This window comes from Acidobacteriota bacterium, assembly GCA_021161905.1.
GTDB lineage: Bacteria > Acidobacteriota > B3-B38 > Guanabaribacteriales > JAGGZT01 > JAGGZT01.
This window is the reverse complement of sequence record JAGGZT010000017.1, coordinates 1-20,411: the sequence shown is the minus strand read 5'-3', so window position 1 is coordinate 20,411 and position 20,411 is coordinate 1. Positions and strand designations below refer to the sequence as shown.

The 20,411-nt window shown below is 47.7% G+C and carries 12 protein-coding genes; 6 read left to right on the top strand and 6 right to left on the bottom strand.

The window, feature by feature from the left end:
• From J7L64_03365 to J7L64_03355, 3 genes are all read left to right on the top strand, one after another.
• Positions 1-1,695, top strand: a 1,695-nt coding sequence (locus tag J7L64_03365) for a tetratricopeptide repeat protein (protein MCD6451394.1), incomplete at its 5' end; no start/stop codon positions are given.
• A gap of 345 nt (positions 1,696-2,040) precedes the next feature.
• On the top strand, positions 2,041-4,857 hold the full coding sequence (locus J7L64_03360; protein MCD6451393.1) for a TonB-dependent receptor: 2,817 nt from the start codon (positions 2,041-2,043) through the stop codon (positions 4,855-4,857).
• 133 nt (positions 4,858-4,990) lie between these two features.
• Positions 4,991-5,932 (top strand): tetratricopeptide repeat protein, encoded by a 942-nt coding sequence (locus J7L64_03355; protein MCD6451392.1) that lies wholly within the window; start codon positions 4,991-4,993, stop codon positions 5,930-5,932.
• Positions 5,933-5,968: 36 nt separating this feature from the next.
• Here J7L64_03355 and J7L64_03350 read toward each other — a convergent pair whose 3' ends face one another.
• Both J7L64_03350 and J7L64_03345 read right to left on the bottom strand, forming a co-directional pair.
• The gene (locus tag J7L64_03350) at positions 5,969-8,089 is read right to left on the bottom strand and encodes a GWxTD domain-containing protein (GenBank protein ID MCD6451391.1); all 2,121 of its coding nucleotides are present in this window, start codon (positions 8,087-8,089) and stop codon (positions 5,969-5,971) included.
• A gap of 26 nt (positions 8,090-8,115) precedes the next feature.
• Positions 8,116-10,290: a VWA domain-containing protein gene (locus J7L64_03345; protein MCD6451390.1), complete on the bottom strand. Its 2,175-nt coding sequence runs from the start codon at positions 10,288-10,290 to the stop codon at positions 8,116-8,118.
• A gap of 321 nt (positions 10,291-10,611) precedes the next feature.
• Here J7L64_03345 and J7L64_03340 point away from each other — a divergent pair, with 321 nt between their 5' ends.
• Together J7L64_03340 and J7L64_03335 are read left to right on the top strand one after the other, a co-directional pair.
• Entirely contained in the window at positions 10,612-12,651 is a 2,040-nt protein-coding gene (locus J7L64_03340; protein ID MCD6451389.1) for a hypothetical protein, read from the top strand.
• A 16-nt stretch (positions 12,652-12,667) separates the two neighbouring features.
• Positions 12,668-14,374 (top strand): hypothetical protein, encoded by a 1,707-nt coding sequence (locus tag J7L64_03335; GenBank protein MCD6451388.1) that lies wholly within the window; start codon positions 12,668-12,670, stop codon positions 14,372-14,374.
• A gap of 71 nt (positions 14,375-14,445) precedes the next feature.
• Here J7L64_03335 and J7L64_03330 read toward each other — a convergent pair whose 3' ends face one another.
• From J7L64_03330 to J7L64_03315, 4 genes are read right to left on the bottom strand one after another with little or no spacing between them, the layout of a single operon-like run.
• Positions 14,446-15,909 (bottom strand): PAS domain S-box protein, encoded by a 1,464-nt coding sequence (locus tag J7L64_03330; protein ID MCD6451387.1) that lies wholly within the window; start codon positions 15,907-15,909, stop codon positions 14,446-14,448.
• Positions 15,884-16,423 (bottom strand): matrixin family metalloprotease, encoded by a 540-nt coding sequence (locus J7L64_03325; protein MCD6451386.1) that lies wholly within the window; start codon positions 16,421-16,423, stop codon positions 15,884-15,886. Before J7L64_03325 ends, J7L64_03330 begins: the two co-directional genes overlap by 26 nt.
• Positions 16,414-17,187 (bottom strand): hypothetical protein, encoded by a 774-nt coding sequence (locus J7L64_03320; GenBank protein ID MCD6451385.1) that lies wholly within the window; start codon positions 17,185-17,187, stop codon positions 16,414-16,416. The genes J7L64_03325 and J7L64_03320 overlap by 10 nt, the downstream gene beginning before the upstream one ends.
• Before the next feature lie 10 nt (positions 17,188-17,197).
• A complete protein-coding gene (locus tag J7L64_03315; GenBank protein MCD6451384.1) occupies positions 17,198-17,944 on the bottom strand; it encodes an AAA family ATPase in 747 nt (248 codons plus the stop codon).
• Between the two features lie 206 nt (positions 17,945-18,150).
• On the opposite strand from J7L64_03315, the gene J7L64_03310 reads away from it, so the two are divergent.
• A partial coding sequence (locus J7L64_03310) for a S9 family peptidase (protein ID MCD6451383.1) occupies positions 18,151-20,411 on the top strand: 2,261 nt, incomplete at its 3' end.

Here is a 20,411-nt window from a genome sequence, read left to right as displayed (position 1 = left end):
TATGACGACTATTATAAAACGAGCTCTGGCTTCCGTGGTTTCGGTTTCGCTGAAAGGCCAGCAGAGGAGGTGATAAAACCCGCTATAAGTTGGCTCAAGAAAACAAAGGGAAAGCCTTGGTTTTGCTTCATTCATCTCTACGATCCTCATGCTCCCTATATCCCCCCGGAGCCCTACCGTTCCAAATACCAAAACGACCTTTATGCTGGTGAGGTCGCTTATACTGACTACGCTCTGGGCAAGCTCGTCTCCTTTCTTGAAAAAGAGGGGCTTTTAAAAAACACGGTGATCATCTTGACCGCTGATCATGGGGAATCACTTGGGGATCATGGTGAAAAGACGCATGGTACCTTCGCCTATAACTCCACCCTCCATATTCCGCTAATATTTTGGCAACCGAGGGTTTTCCCAAAAGGACTGAAGATAATGAAGCGGGTACAGCATATCGATATCGCCCCCACCATTCTCGAGCTTCTGGGCCTACACAAAAGGAAAGAGATGCAAGGAAGATCTCTCATCCCCCTCATCAACCATCCGGAGAAAGGTGAGGACGAAGTTTGCTATTTCGAAGCGATGTCTGCTTACTTCAACAGAAACTGGGCGCCCCTTTCTGGGATCATTGCGGGACACTATAAATACATCGAACTCCCCATTCCTGAAGTATACGATATGCGAAACGACTTCGGGGAAAAGAAGAATTTAGCAAAGAGGAATCCCCGGCTATTAAAACATCTTAAAAAGAAACTTGCTACCTACATCTCCTCCCACACCTCAGCTGAGGCGCTAACCAGTACCCCCCTCCCGGTCGATGAGGAGACGCGAGCAAGGCTCAAAGCATTGGGGTATATCGTAGGTTCCACCGGATCGCCTCGGAAGAAAAGGTTCACCGAAGCCGACGACCCGAAGAATCTCATCCCCCTCAGCAATGAACTTGACGAAGGGACGAATCTCTTCCTCGCGGGCAAGGTAGAGAGGGCGATAGAGGTGTTAACCGCCCTCATAAAGAAGGCACCTACCTTCACCCCAGCATATCTAAATCTCGCCTATGTCTACCATGAAGCCGGAGATATAGATCAAGCGATAGCGGTGCTCAAAGAGGGAGTGAATAAGGTGCTCCCAACAAGCACTCTCCTTGCCAATCTGGGACTTTACCTTCAGGAAAGGGGTGATCTTGAGGAATCACTCTCCATCCTGAAGAAAGCCATCGCAAAAAACAAGGAGGATCTCGACGCCTTAAACTATCTTGGAGTAACCTATTTCTACTTAGGGAAAAGAAAAGAGGCAATAGCTACTTTCGAGAAATTATTAAAAATAGATAAGACATTTGGGAGCGCTCATACCAATTTGGGAACGGTATACTTGGCGGAAGGTATGCTTAATGCCGCCATCTCTGAGTTTAAAAAGGCAATAAAATACAACAGCTCTCCTACTGCCTATAATGGCTTGGGGGTAGCGAGTTACCGCCTGGGAAGGGTTGCTGAAGCAATTGAAAATTTTAAGAGAGCGGTTGAACTTGATCCTCGCCAATTCGATACCCTGTATAATCTTGGAATAATCCTCTTAAAAGAAGGGAGGAAGGAAGAGGCTATCTTCTATTTAAAGAGATTCCTTGCCACTGCTCCTTCTTATAAATATGCCAAAGACTTGAAAGAAGTAAAAGACATCCTCCGGAGATTGGAAGGACCACCCATTTAATTCAATATTTTGGATTACTCTCCATTTTTTTGGAAATATTATATTCCGATAACTTATTTTTAATCAGAATATTAAATAGGAAACCGTCTTAAGAGTATTGAGCTGTCCGATTATTTGGAAAAGTAATAAACCAATATGTGATAAAGACAATTAGCAATCAAAACAAGCCTTTGGTTTTCAAGTGAATAGAAGATGAAGAAAATTTCAAGAAAAAGCAAATATGGCACGAAATTTGCTTTCTAAAATAAACAAAAGAGTATGAGAAAGGAGGTGAGGAAATCAATTAATATAATAGTAGGGTGAGAAGGGATATATTTTAATAACTTAAGTTAGAGGTAAGGAGAGATGAAGAACATAGGTAAGATTTTAGGTTTAGTAGGAGTAGCTATCCTGGTTTCTGCCCTTGCCCTTGCCCAGATAACTGTGGGGCACATTACGGGGAAAGTGGTCGATGAGACCGGAGCAGTCCTTCCTGGGGTTACGGTTACCCTGACAGGTCCTGCGATCGCAGCTCGTACCTTCACCACCACTGAAAAGGGCATCTTCCGCTTCCCGAACTTAACGCCTGGCAAGTACACCCTCAAGTTTGAACTTGAGGGCTTCCAGACAGTAGTGCGGAAGGATGTGGAGGTAGCTTTGGGAACCACTACCTATGTCAATGTGACGATGAAGGTAGCAGCGGTCCGCGAGGTAGTAACTGTTACTGGAGAGGCTCCAGTAGTTGATGTGAAGAAGACCGCGGTTTCGGTGGCTATGACAAAAGAGGTCCTGGAGAACCTTCCCACTGCTCGTGACCCCTGGGTCATTCTTGACCAGGTAGCTGGTGTTCAGGTGGACCGGGTCAATGTCGGTGGTACCCAGTCCGGACAGCAGTCCAATTTCGTTACCCACGGTGATTCCGGCGATAACACGATGTGGAACATCGACGGGATCACCATCACCGATATGGCAGCAGTGGGCGCTTCGCCGATGTACTACGACTTCTCCGCTTTTGACGAGATCGAGATCTCAACTGCGGCGAATGACCCGAGACTGCAGACCGGTGGTGTGGCACTCAACATAATCACCAAGCAAGGGAGCAATGACCTGCACTTCAACATTCACAGTTACTTTACTAATGACACCCTCCAGTGGTCGAACCTCGAAGGTGTTCCCAACCTGAGATCCGGTTACAAGGGCGATCGGATCAATCAGATAATGGACTACGGCGGAGATATCGGTGGTCCCATTATGAAGGATAAGTTCTGGTTCTGGACCTCTTACGGAGTTCAGGACATAAGAATGTGGACGATGGCGGATTATCCTGATAACACCAAGCTCAAGAACTTCAACCTCAAGTTCACTGGTCAGGTGACCAAGAACGATCGGTTCACCCTCTTGTACAACAACAACGAAAAGACGAAGCAGGGGCGTGGCGCCAGCCCAACCCATCCACCGGTAACCTGTTTCGACCAGGGTGGTCCCGGCAATATGTACAAGCTTGACTGGCAGCACATCTTCAACGAGAACTTTATGATATCCGGTAAATATGCCTTCCTTGACTTCAAATTTCACCTTCTGCCTGGCGCTTGGAGGATAACTGGTGGTCCTGACCAGCCGACCTATGACTATGCTACTGCCGACTGGGGCCGTTCCTATTACTACTACTACACTTGGAGACCAGAATATCAGGGAAACATCGACGGGAACTACTATAAGGAAAATGTCCTTGCGGGCGATCATGAGCTCAAGTTCGGGTTCGAATATCGGAAAACACCGGTGAGGACCGTCTCCGGTTGGGATACCAATGCAGTTGCTGCTTACTATAAGGGGTATCCGGTTGAGGTCTGGCTCAACCGGGAGACCAGATTTGATGTTACCCTTTGGCGTTACAGCTTCTATGTGGGTGATACCTATACCATAAAGAAGCTCACCTTGAACCTTGGTCTCCGGTACGACTATCAGACCGGCAAGAACAATCCTGTAGACATTCCACCCTGTCCCTTGGCACCCGATCTTCTCCCTGGTATCAACTTTGCGGGTAATGATCCCGGCATCCGGTGGAAGAACTTCTCTCCCCGGCTTGGTTTCACTTATGATGTCTTCGGCGATGGTAAAACGGTTATAAGAGGAAGCTATGCTCGTTACTTCAACCAGATGTCAGTGGGTCCCATCTCCATCGCCAACCCTGCAGCCTATGCGGAGATCGACTACGGCTGGACCGATCTCAATGGTGACGGTTATGTCCAGTATAATGAGATAGACATCGCTGGCGGTCCCACCTGGTACTCCGGCGTTGATCCGAACAACCCTGGTTCCAATGTCACCCCCAATACCTGGGATGAGAATACCACCGCTCCCCATACCGACGAGATAGTGGTTGGGTTCGAACGGGAGATAATCCCCAACTTCTCCCTTGGCGGGAACTTCATCTACCGCAGGTTCGGGAACTACACCTGGATGCCATTCTGGGAACCGGGACTCGACGCCTCTGACTTCACCAGGTACGATATGACCTACGGTGGCTATAGCTTCTACTACTATGATTACGCTTATCAACCTGCTGGCAGATATCTCCATAATCGTCCTGACTACCGGCAGGTCTATAAAGGGATCGAAATCTACGCCACCAAACGGCTCTCCAACCGCTGGATGTTCCGCGCCAACTTCACCTGGAACGACCACAGGGTGTACTACGACTCCAGCAACGCCTACATTGACCCGACCAATGTGGATATGGTGGACGGGCAGTATATGGCTTACCAGACCGGTGGTTCAGGCAAGACCGATGTATTTATGAACGCCAGGTGGCAGTTCCGGGCGAGCGGTATGTATCAGCTTCCTTACGGGATCAATGTGAGCGGGGTGTTCAACTCCCGTGATGGCTACATCTTCCCCATAGCTTACCGTACCTATAAGAACTATGGCGGCTGGACCTACATCCTTGTTGAGCCTATGGGCACCAGCAGACTGCCCACCTTCTGGATGGTTGACCTCCGAGTGGAAAAGACCTTCAAACTCAAGAACTACGGCAGCCTGAGCATCGCTGGTGACATCTTCAATCTGTTCAACAACAATATGATCCTCGGTAAGCAGCGCCGGTTGAACTCCTCCGCCTTTAACGAAACCTGGGAGATCGTGAACCCGCGCGTGTTCCGGCTCGGGATCGTCTTCAAATTCTAAGGATTGGAGTTTCATCCCGAGGAAGGGGAAACCCTTCCTCGGGGTTTTTTAATGCCCGGTTGCATCCCTTATCTCAATCTCGTATAATGGTAAAGGATGGAACTTGCGAGTCCACTCGAGTAAGGAGAGAAAAATGAAGAGGGTAAATTTAAAAGGGATTCTTGCTATCTCCTTTCTCTTAATCTTCTTTATTGCTACCTCGTCCTATTCCCAAGCTTGGCGGGGACAGGGGAGGGTTCGAGGGGAAGTACTGAGCAAGGATGGAAAACCGATCCCAAACGCCAAGATAATCTTCACCTCGGCTAAACTTGCTACTAAATTTGAAGTAAAGACGGACAAGGATGGGAAATGGAAGGTAAATGGGGTTGCCGGAGGGGTATGGGATATAGATATCATTGCCCCCGGTTATGAACCAAAACGGCTAACTACAAAGATAAGTGAATATCTAAGGAATAAACCGATCATAGTGTATCTGAAAAGGGCCAAAAAGCCGGTAGCGGATGAGGAGACGGTAAAGAAGATAGACGAAGCAAATCAGCTTATGAGCGAGAAGAAATATAAGGAAGCCATTACCATCTTTGAACAGATTTTAAAAGAAAACCCTCAAATATATACCTTGGAGAAAAATATTGGAAGCGCTTATTTTGAGCTCGGCAACTACGATAAAGCGTTAGAGCACTATCAAAAATATTTAGAAAATGACCCTACTGCTACCGATGTATTGATAAATATCGTAAATACCTACTTGGAGAAAGGGGAGCTCGATAACGCTCTCGCTTATCTCGAAAAGATAAAAGAGGAAACGATCACTGACCCTGTTACCTTTTACAATATCGGAAGCCTCTTCTTCGGGAAGGGGGACACCGACTTAGCCATCAAATATTATCAAAAGACGCTCCTCAAGGATCCAAACTTCGCCGATGCCTACTTCCAGCTTGGGCTCTGCTACTTCCAAAAGGGGGATATGGAACAGGCAAAGATCAATTTCAAAAAGGTGATCGAGCTTGCGCCCGATTCTCCCAATGCCTCACTGGCTAAAGAATTCTTGAAGAATATCGAGGGTAATAAAAAATAAAGGAAAACAAAAAAAGAGGGAAGAAGGAAGCTTTCGTTACTTCCCTCCTTTTATTTCCTTCTTCAACCTCTTTAGTTCCGGCTGATCCGGGCGCAAGGAAAGCGATTTATTAAGATAGAGGAGTGCCTTCTTTTTATCTCCCAATTTCAGATAGGAGGGGATAAGAAGATTAAGTATCCGAATATCGTTAGGGGCTTCTATCCTTGCCCGTTCTAAGTAGCGAATCGCATCATTATAATTTCCCAGCTTAAGGTAGCTTGTGCCAAGAAGTTTGAGTAAAACCACATTCCGCGGATGCTTAACCGCCCCTTTCTCACCCAGTTCGATCACCTTGTTATAATTACCCTGCTTAAAGTAAATCTCCATAAGTTTCAGGCGTGCTTTCAGGAAGCCCGGATCGAGTAAGAGTATCCTTTCAAGGATAAACCGACCCTCATTCTCATCGCCATTTGCCAGGTATTCCTCAGCAATGAGGTATCTGGTAGCGGAGGAAGAAAATGGAGGAGTTTTAGAGGTAAGTATCCAGGGCGAGGGAGACCTTTGAGGAGCGATTTCAATGGTAATGGGTTTCGAGACCGCAAGCAAGTCCTCCCCCTCCTTCAAGGTTACTCGAAGTTGGTAACTACCTCCTCTTAAGGAAGAAAGAGGAAGTTGCTCCAACCAACTCACCGCTCCCTCCCGCAATTGTGACACCTGAGGGTAAAGTGAAGAAGATCTTCTCTTCACCACCTTGTCCCCTTGAAGGAAGCTGAACTCAAGGGTAAGCTTTTTGAGATCGAGAGCAATGGCACTACCTTTGTCGAAAAACAGCTGAAAATAGAGGGGAAGGAGATCATTCGGAGAATAGACTGGTTTCGCCTCGGGGTAGATGGCATAGTTCCCCACCCTAAACGGTTTATTCTCCGGAGAGGAAAGCGGTTTCAACCCTCGTAAGGGAAGGAGAGGTCCAAAAGAAGGACCATCCGCATCATCCATCTTGGGAACGGTTATATCGGTAGCGATGGTGGAGAATGTCTTGGATACCTTATTGCGAATTATAATGTTAAGATGAAGCTTACCAGGGATGATTGGTATTCTCCCTTCGTATTCGAAGGGACGATATTTAACTGCTTTGAATTGACTTTCAGTAAGTTCAATATCGCTCCTATGGCGGAAATGGGCTAATGTTTTGTCTTTATCGTTCAAAAGGGTGCAGTGAATCTCTAAGGCAGTAAAGTACTTATCTTTATATTTACCAAGGGAGAGATCTTGAGGATTGAACCTTAAGGCATAATCGAGGAAATAATCACCGGTTGGCGCCTGAAACCAATGGAATACTTTATCCACATTGAACGCCTGAAAGGCGTATTCCACCTCCACTTTACCCCGAGAGCGGAGAAACTTGTTGACCCATCTTTCGTGCAAATTGTAGTTCCGAGCATCGTCGATCTGACCAAGCAACATCTCAGAGACTACCCGCCCGGTGTTCAGCCCTCCCCCAAGATACCCCCCTTCAGTGGGAAGCAGGCTAAAAGCAGCGTAAGCCAAGGTAGTATCCACATGGCGATAAATATACCGATAGAGATATTCATAATCTGAAGAGGCGATAGCGGAAGCTATCTCTGGAGATGGTTCGAAAAGGCTCCCCATACCATCCATAGCAGGAGAATACAGTCTGTAGGGACCTGTCCCATATTTCTTATAGAAGATGAGATAGAAGCTGGGAGGAAGTCCATATTTATCTACTCCCACATAGTGCCATAGCTCTATTGGTCTCATATTAAAGCTATTGAAGGTCTCCCTGGTCATCGGCTCCCCGAGGAGGATGTATATTCGTCCCCGATCGGTTTTCCACCCAGGAAGTGAGCTCTCGCGACCAAAATACTTATTGGCATACTTTATCCGGCGGTAGTGCTCCTCCTTGAACTCGTTCCTCCTCGTTCCCGGGGTTGGGTCCCTTACCTCCCAGAACTTCTTTATAAACTCATCTCGAAGCTCATCGGAAGGAAGGTTCAAAAATGCCTGGCGTTCATAATCGGAGATGATGTAGACGACCTCCTCCTCAAGCCATCTCTTGTGCCTCGGGCTGAGGGGATGTCTCAACTTCTTATCAAGAGCAAATAGAAAAGTCCCTCCCAGAAGGAGAACTACTATTAACATTGCCACCACTCGTTTCATTCATCCCCTCCTTAAATATAGGCAGTCTATTGAACGATAAAAGGAGCGATCCCGGAAACACTCCTCTTGGCCAAGGTATCCTCTACTGTTACCTTAAGCTGATACCAACCGGGTGGTAGATTTTCTTTTCCCAAATCCATAAGGAAGAGGAGCCCATACTCCCCCTTCTCTTGGTCTATATCTTTGTTCGCAAGTCCAACATAATGAAGGTTCTTTACCTCCCCTCGCTCATCTGAGGCCTGGAACCTTATCTTCGTTTGAGGGATATTCGCCTTTGGGTGAAGGGTTAAATTGTAGAGTTTGATAAACACTAAGGGTGAACTCTCTTTGGTAAACACAGGGGTAACGCCGGGAATAAAGTCTCTGCCATTAATGGTGTAAGGATAATCAAGGGGCATACCTTTCTTTCGAGGACCTGGATTCTTCAAGCTGAAGCCTCGGCTTCGAAGCCACCCTCTCTCCTGCTCTACAAAGAAAGGACCAGAAAGATAAAGGTCCTTTCCGAAATCGGGGACGGTGATATACCGGATGGAGGAGCTGATATTGCCGAGCTCCGATTCCCTTACAATACACTTTATCTTATATTCCCCTTCGGGGAGAAAGAGCATATCGAAATACTTCAACCCTCTCTTCGCCAGCTTAGGATAGAGGGAGGGCGAAACCTTCAATCTTTGGAAGAAGAAATCCTCGAATTTATTACTCTTGGCATTTATCGCATAGCCGTAAACCTCGAGGAAGAGCTCTTTTTTCTTTCCCTCTTTTTTAAGCTCAACGAGCTGTTTTCCCGGGATCTGCAAGAAGACAGGAACCTTAGCATACCACCTGTTCCCTTTGAAGGAAGCCACCTGGGGAGAGAAGCGGATCTTCTGACTTATGATGTCCTTAACTATATACTCCGCCAGCTGGATCTTTTTCTCCATTGGAGTAAATTTAGAATATGGCTTCTTATAGAAGTATCCCTTTCGATAGTAAACCTTGACCCCAGGCCTTTTAACCTTTACTGATACCCGGTGAAACTTTCCCTTTTTCCATTTAGGGTCAGGATAGTAACTAAGGATGTAGTAAGCCTTGGTTAAATTTAGGATATCCTCAAGTGGTTTATTCAAATCGTTGGTGTTGGCGAAGAGTTTCCCTCCGGTGCCACTGGCAAAAAGGTTTAAGGTAGTCTGCCCCCGATGAATGGCGTCAAGCCCTAATGATAGGTTCTCAATGGCGAGTCGTGCGGTATCAACCGCATAGATGGAACAGTCGGCATCCTGAAAGTGCTTAAGCATATTGCGAATCCGTTCATTGAGCGCCCCAGAGCCAAACCGATCGGTACTTATCTCATAATACCGACCGGTAATAAATCTAACCGTATCCTGCTCCAGCTCCTTCAACGATTTCCCCGTTAACACCGAACTATCAAACCCATCGGAAAAATAAATGATGTTCTTCTGTCCATCCATTGCCGCCAGTCCTGAGGCGAGATCAGTGAGCTGACCAACAAAGTCGGTGACATAAGCTTCATAGCTCCTCTTCTCGGAACGGCGAAGAGCTTGATAATACATCTTTAACATCTCAAGCATCTCCGCCTCACTCACTCCTATCTGCCTTCCTCGCTGAGGTTCCTTCATCGCCTCTTCCGAGAGCTTTCCCAACTCAGCTATTCTCTTGGTGAAGATATATCCCGCTGGTTCTTCGACATTAAGTGCCTGTTTCAAACCCAGAGTGGATATAGCAAGGGCAAGCTGGTTCTTGTCGTTGGTAAAATTCACCACCAGATTGATCCCGCCTCGGAGGGAATAGGTGACCACTGCCACCAGGTCAGTGGGAAGAAGCTTGTTCAAGAAATTTAAAGCCGCTTCCCTCGCTTTAATAATCCCCATAGGATTGGAAAAAGTGGTATCGAAAAGGAGGATAAAGTGTCTTCTCGCGCTTGGGGGAAGGGCTCTTATCCTCTCAATATTGGGGTAATCGTTCACCACATAATCCACCGCCGCCAGTTTCTTAAGTTTTCCCTCGTCTTTCACCTCAAAATCGGCTAAGGTAAGCCCGGAAACGGGTTTCCCGTCCTTACCTATTACATGAACTGGAAGCTGGATGAGGTTAACCTCTACCTTAAACTCCACTCGGGGTATCTTTTCCTGCCCCAAAAGGAGGGAGAGAGGAACAGCGAGGAAAAACAGGAGAATAAATATATTGTAAAACACCCTTTTCATCGTTCTCTCCTTTACAAAATTTCTTTCTTTTTCCTTAAGACAATTTTAAAAAACTTTCACCTCCTCCTACAAGAGAAAAAGAAAACTCTTTTAAAAGGGGAGAAATTTTTTCCAAAAACTATTTTTATAACTCAGCAAAAGCAAAAAGGTTATCTTCTTGGCGCAAAAAATTGATAAAATAACGACTGCTGATATTTATCAAACAATCTCTTTCCTCTCTGCGTTTTATTATAAGGGAAGTAGAGGGAAAGGAGGTGGTTCAATCATTAAAAAAACTCGATACAACAATATAAAACCGATTAAGGAGCGGAGGAACGCTTAATGAGGACTAAGTATTTTTCTCTATTTTCTCTCGTCTTCCTCTTGTTTTTCCCGTCCCAGCCCAAACCGGATATCACCTTCAATAGATACCACCAAGGAGCAGAGGTAGCTCGCTTCCTTCGAACAGTTGTCAAGAGGTATCCTGATATCGCAAGGCTCCATATCATCGGAAAGAGTTTCAAAGGCAAAAAGATACTGGTAATGGAACTGGCGGGAAAGGGGACCTTTCCCCCTAAGGAAAGGCCTGCTATCTTCGTTGGGGCAAATCTCGAGGGAGTCCACCAGATAGGAACGGAGGCAGCTCTATTCCTCATCGACTACTTGGTAAAAAATCGGGAAAAACCTGAGGTGGCAAAGCTACTCGCGAAAAGGACATTCTATATCGCCCCCCTGCTAAACCCCGATGTAGCCGAATGCTTCTTTAAGATACCTCGCGAGGAGAGGAGATGGAATTTCCATCCAGTGGATGACGATCACGATGGCGACATCGATGAGGACCCTCCTGAGGACATAAACGGGGATGGTTTCATCACGATGATGCGAGTAAAGGACCCTGAGGGAAAATGGATCCCCGATCCAACTGATCCTCGATTGATGAAACTCGCCGACCCGATGAAGGGAGAAAGGGGAATCTACAAGCTCTACACCGAGGGAGTGGACAACGACGGCGACGGCAAGATAAATGAGGACCCAATTGGTGGGGTTGCTCTAAACAGCAACCTCCCCCACGCCTGGGAGCCGTTCAAACCGGGTGTCGGTCTTTGGCCCGTATCGGAACCGGAGACGATCGCCCTAGTCAACTTCTTGGTGAAACACAGGAATATCACCCTGATCTATAACTTCAGCACCGTGAACAACCTCCTAAATATGAAGACACCGGGAAAAACCAAGGTGGGAGCAGAGAAGGTAAAGGTTCCCGAGAGATACGCCTCTATGATCGGTCTCGATCCAGAAAAAGAATACACCCTAAAAGAGATCGTTGCTGCGGTAAAACAGCTTCCAATGGTTCGGGGGATGGAGATAGACGAAACGATGGTCGCCTCTTTCCTCGGGCTCGGTCCAGTGATGACCATCGCTCCTGAAGATCTGCGTTATTATCAGAAGGTCGCTGAATGGTATAAAAAGATGCTCGAGGAGACAAAGATAGATAACCCCGATCGACCAGCAAAGCCTATGGCTGAGGGTGATTTCACCGCCTGGGGATATTTCCAATACGGGGTACCCTCTTTTACCGTGGATATCTTCGCCATTCCCAAGGAGCAGAAGAAGGAAGGAAAAAAGGGCGAGCTGACGGTGGAGAAGTTGAGCAAGATGAGCTCCGAGGAGTTCCTCGCCCTTGGACCTGAGAAGATCGGCGCCTTTCTCAAATCCATAGATGCCCCACCAATGATGAAGCCGGAGATGGTAATCAATATGGTTAAGATGGGAAGGATAACCCCGAAGCAGATGGCAGAGATGATAAAAAAACAGGGGATGGGAAGGAAAAAGAAGAAGACTGAGGCAAAGGAGGGATACATCCTAAAATGGATCGATAAGGAATTGGGGGGAAAGGGGTTTATCCCCTGGAAACCATTTCACCATCCGACCTTGGGCGAAGTAGAGATAGGCGGGTTTGTCCCCTATGTGAAGATAGATCCCCCGGAAAGGCTCATCGAAAAATTGATCTCCCCCAATGCCACTTTCATATTGAAGATTGCGGAAAAGCTTCCCGAAGTCAAGATCGCCGAGGTAAAGGTGGAGAAAAAAGGAAAAAGTATCTATCAGCTTACCGCTTACATCAGGAACGAGGGTTATTTCCCCACCGCTTTTCGTCAGGGAGTGCGAGCAAAGGCGGTCTATCCCATCTTCGTCAGTTTGGAGCTCAGTAAAGGACAGAAACTACTTGCTGGGGATAAGTCATCTCGCATCTCCTCACTTGCCGGAGCGGGTGGCTTTCGGAAATACAAGTGGCTGATCAAGGGGAAAGAAGGAGGTACGATCACCCTGAAGGTGAAGAGCGAAAAGGCGGGAAGAGATATTAAAAGGATCACCTTAAGGTAGCAAAAAGGAGCAAAAAATGAGGGGGAAAAGCTTTCTACAAGGCTTTTTCTTAGCCCTTTTGATATCAGCCATCGGCATCGTGGCCACTTCCTTCGACGGGGTAGATTTGAGCTTCCATCGATATTACGATTATAAAGACCTTACTGCAGCCCTTAAGAAGCTCGCTAAAGTCTACCCTCAATTCCTTACCCTCCGTTCAGTAGGAAAGAGCTATGAGGGAAGGGATATCTGGGTAATGATAATAAACAACCCAAAAACAGGACCAGCAGGACATAAAGTGGCGATGTATGTCGATGGGAATGTACACGGGAATGAGATTCAGGCAGGAGAAGCAGCGCTCTACACCATATGGTACCTGATGAATTACTATGGGAAAAACGAAATGGTAACTAGATTGGTGGATGAACGGGTATTCTACATTATCCCTACGGTCAACCCTGACGGCAGGGCTTACTTCTTCGAACACCCGAACACGATGCACTCCTCCCGGGCGAGTAAGAGGCCCTATGATGACGATCGCGATGGGTTATTCGATGAGGATGGCTACGATGATCTCGATGGCGATGGGGAGATCCTGATGATGCGGATAAAAGACCCAAACGGGAAATGGAAACCGGATCCCGAGGACCCAAGGATAATGGTGTCGGTGAAACCCGGTGAGCGAGGTGAATATACCCTCTTAGGCTACGAGGGGATTGATAACGACGGCGATGGAAGGATAAATGAGGACCCACCAGGTGGTTTCGATATGAACCGGGACTGGGGGTTCAACTGGCAACCACCATATATCCAGATGGGAGCCGGTGAATACCCCTTCTCTAACCCAGAGACAAGGGCGGTAAACAATTTCATCCTAACCCACCCCAATATAGCAGCGGTGGAATCCTATCACAATTCCGGTGGGATGATCCTAAGAGGACCCGGGGCGAAGAATTACGGCGAATACCCTATAGCGGATGTTAGGGTGTACGATTTCTTGGGGAAGAAGGGGGAAAAGATGCTCCCTGGTTACCGCTATCTCATCTCCTATAAAGACCTTTACCCCGTTTACGGGGGGTTCCTCGATTGGTGCTATCGGGCACTCGGCATCTTCGCTTTTACCAATGAGCTCTATCAAGCCCAGCAGGATATGAACGGCGACGGTAAGGTAACCCAGCGGGAACGGATGAAATGGAATGACCTCGTCCTCTTGGGCGCTGGTTTCGTAAACTGGCATAAGGTGAAGCACCCGACTTACGGCGAGGTGGAAGTAGGTGGCTGGCGGAAGATGACCACCAGGATCCCCCCACCCTTCCAGCTCGAGGAGCTCTGCCACCGGAACAACGCCTTTGTCCTCTTCGTCGCCGATAATATGCCCCTCCTCAAGTTCACTGAGACCAAGGTAAAACGTCTCGATAAGGGAACATATCTCGTGCGGGTGAACATCAGGAACGACAAGATTATGCCCACCAGAGCGCATCAAGCAATACAGCATAATATCGGAAGACCCGACTTCCTCTTAGTAAAAGGAGCGAAACTTATCTCCGCAGGCGAGGTTATAAACAGGTTTACCAACAAAGTGAAGCCGATCGATGTGGTGAAAAACAGACTCCTCCTGAACCAGGGAATAGGAGGGCTCGAGAAGCGAAGCTTCGACCTAATCGTCGAGGGAAGGGGAAGGATTAAGCTAATTTACGATTCTGAGAAAGGAGGCTATTACCAGAAGGAGATCGAGCTCAAGTAGGAAGTAGGTTAAGATAAAGGGGAGCGGTGTTTGGGAAACGATAAGCACCACTCCCCTTATAGTTATGAACCTTACGCCTCAGCAGGGGGTATCTTTATCCTTTCCTTATCCTGTGGTTCCAGAGGGATAAAGACAGTGAATCTACTTCCCTTACCCTCCTCGCTCTCCGCTTTTATCTCCCCTCCATGGCGTTCGATGATCCGATAGGAGATACTTAAGCCAAGCCCCAATCCCTTCCCTTCCTTCTTGGTGGTGAAGAAGGGATCAAATATATGGGGAAGATCCTCCCTGGCGATCCCTCTTCCGTTATCCTTCACCTCAACCATTATCCGATCGCCAGTGAGCTTGCTCTTTATCTCCACTACCCCCTCTCCTTCTATCGCTTCTTCGGCATTCACCAACAGGTTCAAGAAAACCTGAGTGAGCTGGTTGGGATAGCAATAAACATCGGGAAGGACAGCGTATTCCTTTATTAGGGTTATCCTCCCGGAAAACCTTCTCTTCACCAGATTCACCGCCCGCTCGATGCACTCGTTCACATTACAGAGAAGTGGGGGCTCCCTATCTACGGGACGGGAAAAGGCACGAAGTCCGGTGATTATCTCCACGATCACCTCTACTCCGCTACTACACTCATCTATTATCTTCCTCAGATCATTAAGGATGAAGCCAAGTTCCCCCTTCTCCTTCGCCTGAATTATTGGTTGGATCAGCTTATGGGGAGGTGTTTTCTCAGCCGATTCCACCAATGGGATGAGGATTGATATCAAAGTGTTAGCGTACTCCTCAAGGGTATTCAGGTTGCTCCGGATATAGCTCACCGGGTTGGATATCTCATGGATGATGCCCGCGGCAAGCTCACCCAATGCTGCCATTCGTTGGGATTGAAAGAGCTGAGCCTCAAGTCGTTTTATCTCAGTCACATCGCGAGCGATAACCATAATCTCTCCCCTCTCCTCAAGGCGAATACCATTGACGGAGAGATATAGCTTCTCTCCCTTATCATTGGCTACCCTGATTTCCTCCGCTTGAAACCTCCCCTCACAAGCAGAGGAAAACAATCTCTGCGCCTTTTCCTTATCCTCAGGGAGAACGAAAGCGGTGAACCTCTTTCCCAATATCCTGCTCGGGGGAACGCCGGTAACCTTCAATACCGCCTCGTTAACGGAAACGATCCTTCCCCTCCTATTTATAAGGAGTATGAGGTCATTGGTCCGGGTGAAAACCTCGTTCCAGCTCTCCTCAAGCCTTTGGAGCTTGAGTTCCCTCACCCTAAGCTCTCGCCGAAGCTCGGATATGGTGATGTAATCCCTTATCTTTTCCCGGAGGAGCTCGAGGCTCTTTAATCCAACGAACCTCCTGTTTCCTATAATCACCGTAGGAGTAGCAACGATCCCGAACTCCCCAAACTTTTCCGGTTGCTCCTCGGAGATGTACGCCTCGATAGTAAGACGAGGAAAATCCACCTTCAGCTCGGAGACGAGCCTATCAAATATCCTCTTATCTCCCTTAGAATAAAATAATCTTATCTTCACCTTGACCACCTCGATAGAAGGGAGCAAATGCCCTTCTATGAGAGGGACAGAACCCCCTCTTTTTATCTATTAGATCTATCTTTCCCTCCGAGGGACTCATTAGACAGTCCTTTTCGCTACAGTGGTCAAGACCCATAAGATGACCCAATTCGTGAATGGTTATCTTTGCCAACCGTTCCAAAAAGAGAGCCTTGGGAAAAGGAGGGATATTGGAGATCGATATCACCGCCACCCTCCTTGTAGCATCGGTGACTCCAAACGAGGCTCCATAAGGGAAGGTTAATATCTGCAACCCAGTTATCCCGATAACCTTGGAGAACAAGGGGAAATGGACGAAGAGAAACTCAATAACGAGAAAGGCGGAGATGCCTCCTCCCTTAGGCTTAAGGGAGGGAGGAAGGCTCATCGGTGAGGTAAGCTCAAAGACCAGAGAAAATCGCCGGGATAGAGCATCATAAAGCTCAACCAGCCACTCTTTTTTTCTCTCAAATAAGGGAACGATCTTTATTTCCAACTCTCCTCCTTTAATATCTTTATTCCCTCTCCCGGCACTATCTCAAACCGATAATATCGGGTATCACACCTAAGTCGTCTTGCCTTCAACACCCGAAGTTTCTTAATCAACCCCTCCTCGGTATCCTCGAGGGTGAGGGTGATTACCATATCCATCATATTGAAGATATTGGTTAGGGTCATCTCATCGTGAGCTTTGGGGATGATGGTGTAGAGGGCGGTAGCGTTTAGCACCTTCGCCTTCCGTACTCGATCCCAGAGGAAAGCCCTCATCTCCTCGGGATCTGTAATGGAGTAGAGGGTGGTGAGGGAATCAATAGCCCAACGGAAGTGGTTGAATTTTTTACCCTCCCACCATTTATCTATCAGATAGCCGAGCATCCTCGGGCTATCCGGCGAGAGCACCATATGTTGCTCGCTGGAATATTCCCCGGCATAGGCATCAAACAGGGTAAACATCCCCTTCCCCTCATAGGGAACAACATCCATCCCTAAGGAAACCATATTGTCCCTTATCCGATAACCTGGCTCATCAGTAGAAAGAAGAAACCCCCCTTCTCCTTCCTTTAGCCCGTCGTAAATAAAGGAAAGGGCGAAGCTGGACTTCCCGGAACCAGGGGGACCAGCTACCAATATATTGAACCCCCGAGGGATCCGCTCCTGATGAAGAAGGCTAAGAAAACTGGGGATACCAAGCCCCACCCCTTTTAATCTCATATCCTTCCCCAGAAATTCTGACCTTTCAACCTTCCGCTTCTTTGGCATCCTGTCCTCCTCATTCGAGTAACAACTCGCCAGTTATCACCTGGGTGGAAAGGGGGAATATCTGAAGCCCATCCCCAAAGATTACCATTGGGAAAACCCCAGAAAGATGGGCAGCCCCTCGAAACTTCAGGATCTCTATCTGCCGTTCTCGAGAGAGCTTGGTCTTAGGATGGTAAAGGACCACTACATTGTCAGCGACAAACTCCTCAAACTGAAAATGATGGGTACCATCTCGGACTGTCTGCTCGGCGGTGAGGACTACGGTAACACCGAGTTGTTTCAACTCGCTTAAAAGGAGATGAAGATCCCTTCTTATTATCCTTCGCTCCTCGTATTGGGAGAAAAGAGCCGTTATTGGATCTAAAACAACCCGTACCGCCTTCACCTTAGAAACAGCATGTTTTATTCTCGCTATTAGTCCTTTGAGGTCATAATCCCCTACTATCTCCTCAGCGTCCTCTCGGGGGGAGACATCGACAAAGCAGAAGAGACCTTTCCTCTCAAGCTCTTCCAAATCCCAGCCAAAACCGAAAAAATTCTCCCTAAGATCGACAGGCTTCTCTTCCAGGGTAACGAAAACACCTGGCTGACTGAACATCGTAGCTCCCCGGTAGAGGAATTCCATCCCAAATATCGTCTTACCCGAACCAGGGGGACCGATAACCAGGGTGCTCCTTCCTTTAGGGAGACCGCCCAGCGAGAGATCCTCAAACCCTTTTATCCCGGTAGGGACCTTGACAACACCCCTCTTCTTCATATCGGTATTACTCCGCCATAAAATTCCTCGATTGTTTGATGAAATGATTGTAACATATTTAAGGTGTAAGAACAATCTTTATTTTCAGAAACTAAAGATAAAAACAAATACCCTGACAAGAAGTTCATCTAAGGAAATAGGGCTTGAACCTCCTCTTTTACAACCAATAGAATAAAAATATAGTGAGTAAAGCTTAGGAGGTTACAATGAAAGGTAGAAAGGCGATCCACTTAAAATTATTTTCCCTAATTACTCCCTTCTTACTACTTCTAACTATCCCAAACACTGGTGGGAAAACGGGGTTCAAACTGACCATCGAAAACATAATGCGAGGACCAGAACTGGTGGGTACCTCCCCTTCGGCGATACGATGGTCTTATAACGGGGACAGGCTTTACTTCAAGTGGAAGAAACCTGGGGAAAAAGAGGAAGCACTCTATTTCGTCCCAAGAGAGGGGGGCAAACCGAGAAAGGTAACCCCTAAGGAGCTAAAACTCGCCCCCCCGGTAAATGCGGTATGGGATAAAAAGAGGAACCGTGCCTTGTTCTCCGAAAACGGGGATATCTACCTTATCGATTTCACAAAGGGCAAAAGATATCAACTGACCAAAACGCCCGAAAGGGAGGAGAACCCCGGGTTCACCTGCTTCGGGAAGAAGGTATTCTTTACCTCGAAAGAAAACCTCTTCCTTCTCTCACTCAAAGGTGGAGAGCTCGTCCAGTTAACCAATTTCAGAAGGGGCGCTCCTCCCAAGAAGCCCATCCTCTCTCCTGGTCAAAGGTTCCTCATAAAACAGCAGAAAGAGCTGTTCGAGGAATTCAAGGTAAAGAAAGAGAAGAGGAAAGAGAAGAAAGAGAAAGTACCTCCTCCAGTAATTCTCAAGAAGGGACAAAGTGTGAGGAACCTTGTCCTCTCTCCGGATGGGAGGTTTGTTCTCTTCGCCCTCATCGAACGCCCTGCCACCGCCCGGTCCACCATTGTCCCCAACTATGTAACCGGAGACGGTTACACCAGCGAGATCCCCTCGAGGACAAAGGCGGGCGACTATCCCTACAAGATGAAGCTCGGTATCATCGAGGCGAAAACAGGAAAGTTAACCTGGCTCAGCACCGATATAAAAAAGGAACTCTACTTCTTTTATCCTCAGTTCTCCCCCGATGGTAAAAGGGTTTTCCTCCAAGCCTACTCCGCCGACCGAAAGGATCGGTATATCCTCTTAATCGACCTTGCAACTGCTAAGGGAAAAACTATATTCCACCAGCATGATCCCGCTTGGATCGGGGGTTATGGTTCGAGGACCGCGGGCTTTATGCCCAATTCAAGGGAGATATATTTTCTCTCCGACCGCGATGGATACGCCCAGCTCTACACAATAGACATAAATGGCGGAGAGCCAAAGAGACTAACCAGCGGTAATTTCGTAATAAGGGAGGCGCATCTCTCAAGGGATGGGAAGTACTTCTACCTGGTAACCAATGAAACCCACCCTGCAAACTGGCAGTTTTATATTATGCCTCTCTCCGGTGGGAAGCGGGTTCTCATCACTAAGAAACCAGGAATAAGTAGACCCTATGTATCCCCTGACGGGAAGATGGTGGCTGTAGTTTACTCGTTTACCAATAAGCCTCCTGAACTCTATCTGATGGAAAACAAGCCGGGAGCAGAAATGATTAGAATAACCACTTCCACCACCAAGGAGTTTCGTTCCTATCCTTGGGTTGCTCCGGAGATAATTACCTACCCCACCCACGATGGAAAAAGGGTCTATGCCAGGTTATTTGTCCCTAAAAAGAGAAACGGCGCTGCGGTTATCTTCATCCATGGCGCGGGCTACCTTCAGGAGGCTCATAACGGATGGACCCATTACTACCGAGAGTATATGTTCCACAACTTTCTCCTCAGCAAGGGATATATTGTGCTCGAGCCAGACTATCGGGGAAGCGCTGGCTATGGTCGTGATTGGCGCTGTGGCATCTATCGCCATATGGGGGGGAAAGACCTTGATGATGTGGTGGCTGGGGCTGAGTTCCTGGTGAGAGAATATGGGGTGGATAAGAACCGGATCGGGGTTTATGGGGGAAGCTACGGTGGCTTCCTCACCCTGATGGCTATGTTCACCAAACCGGAGGTGTTCGCCTGTGGCGCTTCACTCCGTCCGGTAACCGATTGGGCTCATTACAACAACCCCTATACCTCCAACATCCTCAACCTCCCTCAGGACGATCCGGAAGCCTATAAGAGGAGCTCTCCCATCTATTTCGCCGAAGGGCTGAAGCATCCCCTGCTCATCTGCCACGGTATGGTGGATACCAATGTCCACTTCCAAGATACGGTACGACTGGTACAACGACTGATCGAACTCAAGAAAGAAAACTGGTGGGTAGCGATATATCCCGTGGAAAACCACGGTTTCAGGCGAGCTTCCTCATGGACCGATGAATACCGGAGGATCTATTGGTTATTCAG

Excerpts from the sequence above, each read along its gene's own strand:
- J7L64_03360 (MCD6451393.1), top strand. The coding sequence starts at position 2,041 with ATGAAGAACATAGGTAAGATTTTAGGTTTAGTAGGAGTAGCTATCCTG.
- J7L64_03355 (MCD6451392.1), top strand. The coding sequence starts at position 4,991 with ATGAAGAGGGTAAATTTAAAAGGGATTCTTGCTATCTCCTTTCTCTTA.
- J7L64_03350 (MCD6451391.1), bottom strand. The coding sequence starts at position 8,089 with ATGAAACGAGTGGTGGCAATGTTAATAGTAGTTCTCCTTCTGGGAGGG.
- J7L64_03345 (MCD6451390.1), bottom strand. The coding sequence starts at position 10,290 with ATGAAAAGGGTGTTTTACAATATATTTATTCTCCTGTTTTTCCTCGCT.
- J7L64_03340 (MCD6451389.1), top strand. The coding sequence starts at position 10,612 with ATGAGGACTAAGTATTTTTCTCTATTTTCTCTCGTCTTCCTCTTGTTT.
- J7L64_03335 (MCD6451388.1), top strand. The coding sequence starts at position 12,668 with ATGAGGGGGAAAAGCTTTCTACAAGGCTTTTTCTTAGCCCTTTTGATA.
- J7L64_03320 (MCD6451385.1), bottom strand. The coding sequence starts at position 17,187 with ATGCCAAAGAAGCGGAAGGTTGAAAGGTCAGAATTTCTGGGGAAGGAT.
- J7L64_03315 (MCD6451384.1), bottom strand. The coding sequence starts at position 17,944 with ATGAAGAAGAGGGGTGTTGTCAAGGTCCCTACCGGGATAAAAGGGTTT.